The organism is Streptomyces vastus (genome assembly GCF_039532825.1).
Taxonomy (GTDB): Bacteria; Actinomycetota; Actinomycetes; order Streptomycetales; family Streptomycetaceae; genus Streptomyces; species Streptomyces vastus.
On sequence record NZ_BAAASJ010000045.1, the window covers coordinates 58,088 to 65,279 of the forward strand.

8 protein-coding genes are annotated in these 7,192 nt (G+C 68.2%); 6 read left to right on the top strand and 2 right to left on the bottom strand.

All coding sequences use genetic code 11. The features are described 5' to 3' along the window. Positions 1-19 precede the first annotated feature (19 nt). Positions 20-901: a LysR family transcriptional regulator gene (locus tag ABD357_RS23660; protein ID WP_344392721.1), complete on the bottom strand. Its 882-nt coding sequence runs from the start codon at positions 899-901 to the stop codon at positions 20-22. Positions 902-1,229: 328 nt separating this feature from the next. On the opposite strand from ABD357_RS23660, the gene ABD357_RS23665 reads away from it, so the two are divergent. The 5 genes from ABD357_RS23665 (at position 1,230) to ABD357_RS23685 (ending at position 6,039) form a co-directional block, all read left to right on the top strand. Further along, positions 1,230-2,315, top strand: coding sequence for an S-(hydroxymethyl)mycothiol dehydrogenase (locus tag ABD357_RS23665; protein WP_344392722.1), 1,086 nt, complete (start codon positions 1,230-1,232; stop codon positions 2,313-2,315). Then, the gene (locus ABD357_RS23670) at positions 2,312-2,947 is read left to right on the top strand and encodes an MBL fold metallo-hydrolase (RefSeq protein WP_344392724.1); all 636 of its coding nucleotides are present in this window, start codon (positions 2,312-2,314) and stop codon (positions 2,945-2,947) included. Before ABD357_RS23665 ends, ABD357_RS23670 begins: the two co-directional genes overlap by 4 nt. A 305-nt stretch (positions 2,948-3,252) precedes the next feature. Continuing rightward, positions 3,253-3,615 carry a bifunctional 3-phenylpropionate/cinnamic acid dioxygenase ferredoxin subunit gene (locus tag ABD357_RS23675; RefSeq protein ID WP_344392725.1) on the top strand — a complete coding sequence of 121 codons (363 nt, stop codon included), beginning with the start codon at positions 3,253-3,255 and terminating at the stop codon, positions 3,613-3,615. Further along, a complete protein-coding gene (locus ABD357_RS23680; protein WP_344392726.1) occupies positions 3,612-4,775 on the top strand; it encodes an NAD(P)/FAD-dependent oxidoreductase in 1,164 nt (387 codons plus the stop codon). Before ABD357_RS23675 ends, ABD357_RS23680 begins: the two co-directional genes overlap by 4 nt. A 130-nt stretch (positions 4,776-4,905) precedes the next feature. After that, on the top strand, positions 4,906-6,039 hold the full coding sequence (locus ABD357_RS23685; protein WP_344392729.1) for an aromatic ring-hydroxylating oxygenase subunit alpha: 1,134 nt from the start codon (positions 4,906-4,908) through the stop codon (positions 6,037-6,039). 73 nt (positions 6,040-6,112) lie between these two features. On the opposite strand, the gene ABD357_RS23690 is transcribed toward ABD357_RS23685, so the two are convergent. Beyond that, positions 6,113-6,859 carry an IclR family transcriptional regulator gene (locus ABD357_RS23690; RefSeq protein WP_344392730.1) on the bottom strand — a complete coding sequence of 249 codons (747 nt, stop codon included), beginning with the start codon at positions 6,857-6,859 and terminating at the stop codon, positions 6,113-6,115. 191 nt (positions 6,860-7,050) lie between these two features. Between ABD357_RS23690 and ABD357_RS44795 the strand changes: the two genes are divergently transcribed. Further along, the coding region (locus tag ABD357_RS44795) for an NAD(P)-binding protein (RefSeq protein WP_425584740.1) at positions 7,051-7,192 on the top strand (142 nt) is incomplete at its 3' end.

Consider the following 7,192-nt stretch of genomic DNA (forward strand, 5'->3'; position numbering starts at 1 on the left):
ATACCGGCAGGGCCCGGCATCATTCCTGGTCGGGCGAGGCTGCCAGGTCCACGAACGCCTGGGCGGCGGGCGACAGCGGGCCCGACCGCCAGACCAGTCGGCCATGGCGCAGCAGCCGCGGACGGTTGGACAGCATCCGAGCGCCGCGGAGCTCGGCGTCCCTGGCCATGGAGGTGGGCAGCAATGAGGCGCCGACGCCGGAGAGGACCAGCGGCACGATCATCGCGCGATGGGCGGTCTCCACGACGATCCGCGGTGTCACGCCGAGCGCGGTGCACACGTCGTCCAGGGCTGCCCGGGTTTCGGTGCCCGGAGGAGTCACGATCAGGTTCAGCGCGGCCAGTTCACGCGAGGTGATCGTACTGCCTGCCGGATGCGGGTGGTCGGGGGGCAGCACGACGAGCATCTCCTGCTCCGGCAGGTCGAGCCCGCGGAGGTCCGTTGTGGCCACTGAAGCGTCCACCAGTCCGAGTTCGCACTGGCCGGCCGCGACCATGAGCGCCACGTCAGGTCCGCGCTCCGGGTCGACCACGCGCACGGAGACCTTCGGATACGCGCGATGAAAGCGCCCCAGCATGTCGGCGAGCGGATCGACCGAGAGGGTTGTCTGCGCAACCATGTCGAGTCGGCCACCACTGAGCCCGAGGACTTCACGGACCAGGGAACTGGCCGTGGACAGGTCCCGCAGGACCTGCTGCGCCGGCTGGACCAGCGCCTCACCCGCCGCGGTGAGTGCGACGCCGTGCGGAAGGCGGTGAAACAGGCCTCCGCCGAATTCACGCTCCAGAGCCCGGATCGCATGGGACAGCGAGGGCTGTGCGACATGGAGCGCAATGGCAGCGGCTGTGAATCCGCCGTGCTCGACCACGGCGATGAAATATTCCAGCTGGCGTCTTTCCATAGGATCTCCGTTAATTCCAGGTAACAAATTGCCGGTCGGTCGGAATCTCGGGATCGCAGGGCTGACGACCCGTGGCCTGTGGGGAACTGGCGAGTACTGCCGACAGGAAGCGCACCGTGCGGCACGGGGACGACGCTCGCCACGGCGACGGCACGGCGCACAGCGACGACATCTTCGAGCACGGTGGGTTCGTCGTGCACGGTGGGGGATCCCTGTCGAAGCCGAGATCCTTGACCCCCCGGTCGGCACTCCACGATGCTGTGTTGCGGCACATGAAGCGTGTGCCGTAATGGGCAACACATGATTCAGTACCAGCCAAGGAGTGGCCATGACTCACCAGGTCCGTGCTGTCGTTGCGCGGGGGAAGGGCGCCCCCGTCAGCCTGGAAACGATCACCGTGCCCGACCCGGGCCCAGGAGAGGCGCTGGTGAAGATCGAGGCCTGCGGGGTCTGTCACACCGATCTGCACTATCGCGAGGGCGGCATCAACGACGACTTCCCCTTCCTGCTGGGCCACGAGGCCGCGGGTGTCGTGGAGTCGGTGGGAGAAGGGGTCACCGACGTCGCCCCCGGTGACTTCGTCATCCTCAACTGGCGTGCGGTGTGCGGGCAGTGCCGGGCCTGCCTGCGCGGACGGCCGTGGTACTGCTTCAGCACCCACAACGCGAAGCAGAAGATGACCTTGGCTGATGGCACGGAGCTGTCGCCTGCGCTGGGCATCGGTGCGTTCGCGGAGAAGACGCTGGTGGCGGCAGGGCAGTGCACGAAGGTGGACCAGGCCGCGTCGGCGGCCGCTGCCGGTCTGCTGGGGTGTGGCGTGATGGCGGGCATCGGCGCGGCCATCAACACCGGCAATGTCGGACGCGGTGACAGCGTGGCGGTCATTGGCTGTGGCGGCGTCGGGGCCGCGGCGGTCGTCGGTTCGAACCTGGCGGGTGCGGCGAAGATCATCGCGGTGGACATCGACGACCTCAAGCTGGACAACGCCAAGAAGCTGGGCGCGACCCACACCGTCAACTCCAAGGACGCCGACCCGGTCGAGGCGATCCGCGACCTGACCGGCGGCTTCGGCGCCGACGTGGTCATCGAGGCGGTGGGCCGCCCGGAGACGTACAAGCAGGCGTTCTACGCCCGCGACCTGGCAGGCACGGTCGTCCTCGTCGGTGTTCCGACCCCGGAGATGAAGCTGGAACTGCCGCTGCTGGACGTCTTCGGCCGGGGCGGCGCGCTGAAGTCCTCCTGGTACGGCGACTGCCTGCCGAGCCGGGACTTCCCGATGCTCATCGACCTTTATCTGCAGGGCCGTCTGGACCTCGACGCCTTCGTCACGGAGACCATCGCGCTGGACGATGTCGAGAAGGCATTCGAGCGGATGCACCGTGGCGATGTGCTGCGCTCGGTGGTGGTCCTGTGACGGCCGGCGCCCGCATCGAGCATCTCGTCACTTCGGGCAAGTTCACGCTCGACGGCGGCACCTGGGATGTCGACAACAACGTCTGGGTCATCGGCGACGACGACGAGGCAGTCGTCATCGACGCCGCACACGACGCCGAGGCGATCGCCGAGGTCCTCGGTGAACGCACTCTGCGGGCCATCGTGTGCACGCACGCCCACAACGATCACATCGACGCCGCGCCCGAACTCGCTGCACGCACCGGTGCCCCGATCCTGCTCCACAGCGACGACCTGCCGCTGTGGAAGCAGACCCACCCGGACCGAATGCCCGACGGCGAGCTGTCCCACGGCCAGATCCTCGCCGTGGCCGGTGTCGAGCTGACCGTGCTGCACACTCCCGGCCATGCCCCGGGTGCGGTCTGTCTGTACGCGCCTGCCCTGAGAGCCCTCTTCAGCGGTGACACCCTCTTCGCGGGCGGCCCGGGGGCCACGGGGAGGTCGTACAGCGACTTCCCGACCATCGTCGATTCCATCCGGTACCGGCTGCTGCCTCTGCCGGATGCCACCGTCGTACACACCGGCCACGGGGAGACGACCACCGTCGCCGCCGAGGCCCCGCACCTTCAGGAGTGGATAAACCGCGGGTTCTGACCGCCGCCCGTCGAACAGCGCACGCCCGCTCTCGGCCAAGCAGGCCGAGAGCGGGCGTGCGTGCGTTCGCCCCGCAATCCGAGGGGGATCCGACGGCGGGATACCCCGTTCGAGCAGGTCGAAGACCCTGACTCCGTGTTGCTCCCCGTCTGGCTAAGTTGCTTATTGCGATTTTGGTTGCGTGATGAGAGACATCAATCGGTGACTCAACCGGCCTTCTGGATGCCTTGACAAGGGTTCTGGGCCGACCTCAGACTGAAGTTGCGCTAACCGCAATCCGTTTCGCTATACGCACCGAGGTGGTCATGATGATTCCCGCGTGTCCTCTGGCGGATCTCCCGCGAGGAGAGGCTTTCCGACTCGAGACCGACCCGCCGGTCACGGTGTTCCACACCGAGGACGGCGAGCTCTTCGCCATCGACGACACGTGCACCCACCAGGACGCCTCGCTCGCCGACGGCTGGGTGGAGGACTGTTGGGTGGAGTGCCCCCTGCATGCCTCGAAGTTCAACCTGAAGACCGGTGAGGTCGACGCCCCGCCGGCCAAGCTCCCCGTCCGGACCCACGAGGTCGTCGTCGAGAACGGCATGATCTACGTGCAGCTGTCCACGGTCGCCCCCAACCTGCCGCACTGCGTCGCGCGCAAGCTCGCCGGAGCCCTAACGTGAGGACGGTGGCCGTGGTGGGCGCCTCGCTGGCCGGGCTGTCGGCGGCGCGCTCACTGCGGAAGCAGGGCTACGACGGGCGGCTGGTCGTCATCGGAGATGAACTCCACCGCCCGTACGACAGGCCACCGCTGTCCAAGGAGTTCCTCGCCGGAACCGTCGGCGAAGCGGAACTCGTACTGGAGACGGACGACGAGGACCTGCGGGCAGAGTGGCTGCTCGGCGTCCGTGCCACCGGACTGGACCGCACAGAGCGCGCCATCCGGTTCGCCGACGGCCGGGAGCTCCGCGCCGACGGCATCGTCGTCGCGACCGGCGCAGCCGCGCGCACCCTGCCCGGCTCCGAGGGCCTGGCCGGAGTGCACGTCCTGCGCACCCTGGACGACGCCCGCTCGCTACGGGACGAGCTGGCCGGTGGCGGACGGCTGGTGGTGATCGGCGGCGGATTCGTCGGTGCCGAGGTCGCCTCCACCGCCTACGCCCTCGGGCTCGACGTGACGGTCATCGAGGCCGCCCCGACGCCGCTCGCCGGACCGCTCGGCCAGACCATGGGTGCCATCGTCTCCGCTCTCCACGCGGACCACGGCGTACGGCTGTTGTGCGGCGTGGGCGTCAAGGGGCTGAGCGGGGAGCGCCGGGTGGATGCCGTCCTGCTTGAGGACGGCCGCAGCGTCCCCGCCGACATCGTCGTGGTCGGCGTGGGCGCACGGCCGTGCGTCGAGTGGCTGGAAGGATCCGGCATCGAGCTCGACAACGGCGTCAAATGCGGTGCGGACGGCCGCACCAGCCTGGCCGGTGTGGTCGCGGTCGGTGACTGCGCCAACTGGTACGACCCCCGTGCGGGCGTCCATCGTCGCGTCGAACACTGGACCGGCGCCCGGGAGCGCCCCGACGCCGCCGTCGCCACGCTGCTGGCGGGCGGCGCGGTGGAACCGGGCGTGCCCCGGCCGCCGTACTTCTGGTCGGACCAGTACGGCGTGAAGATCCAGTTCTCCGGTCATGCGGCCGGAGCCGACAGCGTGACGATCGAGGAAGGCACGGCGGACGAGCGCAACGTCCTGGCCGTCTACCGGCGAGCCGGTCAGCCGGTCGCCGCGCTCGGGATGAACCAGCCGCGGCTGTTCACCCGCTGGCGCAAGCAGCTCGCCCGCACCACCTCTTGACACCGCCCCTGAGGCATCACATGCTGCGGTTTCACATGGCACGCAGCGTTGCTCCATACACAACGCCGTCCGGAGTTGCTCTTCCCGGCGCGTGAATGACCCCTCCACGACGTCCCCCGAGGAGTGCACCGTGACCTCGACCAGCCTGCCGAACAGTCTGATCGCCACCCTCCCCGGCTCCTCCTACACCGATCCCGAGATCTTCGCCCAGGAGCAGGAGCACATCTTCGAGACCATGTGGTTCTGCGCCGCGCGTGCGTCCGACCTGGCGAAGCCCGGCGCCTTCCGGACCGTCGACGTGGGTCGCGAGAGCATCCTGGTGACCCGCGCCAGGGACAACTCCGTCCGGGCCTACTTCAACGTCTGCCGGCACCGCGGAGCCAGGATCTGCACGGAGCAGAGCGGCGAGGTCAAGCGGGCCTTCCAGTGCCCGTACCACGCCTGGACGTACGACCTGAACGGCAAGCTCGTCGCGGCGCCCAACCTCACCAAGATGCCCGACGTCGGCCGTACCGAGTACGGCCTGGTGAGCGTCGCCGTCCGTGAATGGCTCGGCTACGTCTGGGTCTGCCTGTCGGAGAACCCGCCCTCCTTCGAGGCGGACGTCATCGGTGATGTCGTCAGCCGCCTCGGCGACGCCGAGGCGATCGAGCGCTACGACATCGCGGCCCTCTCGGTCGGCAAGCGGATCGTGTACGACGTCAAGGCCAACTGGAAGCTCATCATCGAGAACTTCATGGAGTGCTACCACTGCGCCACCATCCACCCCGAACTGACCGAGGTGCTCCCCGAGTTCGCCGACGGCTTCGCCGCTCAGTACTACGTCGGTCACGGCGCCGAGTTCGGTGCGGAGGTCCAGGGTTTCACCGTCGACGGCAGCGAGGGCCTGGACCGTATTCCGGGCGTCGCCGAGGACCAGGACCGCCGCTACTACGCGATCACCGTCAGGCCGCAGGTCTTCATCAACCTCGTCCCCGACCATGTGATCTTCCACCGCATGTACCCGGTGGCCGTCGACCGCACCATCGTGGAGTGCGACTGGCTCTACCTCCCCGATGTCGTCGAGAGCGGCAGGGACGTCAGCCGGTCCGTGGAGCTCTTCGACCGGGTGAACCGGCAGGACTTCGACGCCTGCGAGCGCACCCAGCCCGCGATGAACTCCCGGATGTACGCCAAGGGGGGCGTGCTGGTGCCCAGCGAGCACCACATCGGTGCCTTCCATGACTGGGTGCACGAGCGCCTGGGTACACAGCAGTCGCAGTAGCGACGGTCGCATGCGCGGCCCGCGCCTGACAGTGCGTCAGCGGTGCGGGGCGGTGCCGGTGGCGGACGGTCCGTCAGCCCAGGTACCCCATGCGGTGGCTGATCTCGTCCGCGCCCTTCATCAGCAGGGGAGCGAGCTCGTGCAGGCGCTCCTTGGTGAGCCGGTACGCGGGCCCGGAGGCGCTCAGTGCCGCGACGACCTCTCCGTCCCGGTTGCGGATCGGAGCGGCCATGGCGTGGAGGCCGAGTTCCAACTCCTCCAGGGCCCAGGCGTAGCCACTCTCCCGGATGTCGGCGAGGTTCTTCTCGAGCTTCGTCTTCCCGGTGATGGTGTGCTGGGTGACCTTCTTCAGGCCGGACACGGCCAGTATCGCGGCGCGTTCCTTGGCGGGGAGGTAGGCCAGCAGGATCTTGCCGCTCGAGGTGGCGTGCAGCGGGGTCAGTTGGCCGACCCAGTTCTGTGCGGTGACGGCCCCGGGACCGCGCACCTGGTAGAGGTTGACCGCGTAATGCTCCTGCAGCACGGCGATGTTGACGGTCTCGCCGAGCGCCTCTGCCAGGTCCTCGCAGACCGGGCGGCCCTGCTGCGTGATGTCGATGCGTCCCGTGACCGCTCCGGCCAGCCGTACGATGCCGAAGCCGAGACGGTACTTGCCGCGCTCGCCCGCCTGTTCCACCAGGCCGCGCGCCTCCAGAGCGCCGAGCAGGCGGAATGCGGTCGACTTGTGAACATCGATCTCGGCCGCCACCTCGCTGACTCCCGTCTCGCCGCGGCGGGCCAGGATCTCTAGGACGCTGATGGCGCGGTCCACCGACTGCACTCCGCCAGCATGTGAATTCGAGGTTCCGGTATCAATGTTGTAGTTGCTCACAACGCAACTATACCCAGAGTAAACAACGCTACTGCAAGTAACGGCGACGAAACGAAGTTGCGCGCACCGCAACCTGGTGCGTATGACGCGCTGTGGCTAGCATGCTCGCGTATAATACGGCGCGAGCGAGACGAGGCACCATGGCTCCCTTCCAGTACGACTTCGTCATCGTCGGCGGCGGATCGGCCGGCAGCGCACTGGCGAACAGACTCTCCACGGATCCGGCGAATCGGGTGCTGGTTCTGGAGGCCGGCCGGTCTGACTACCCGTGGGATGTCTTTA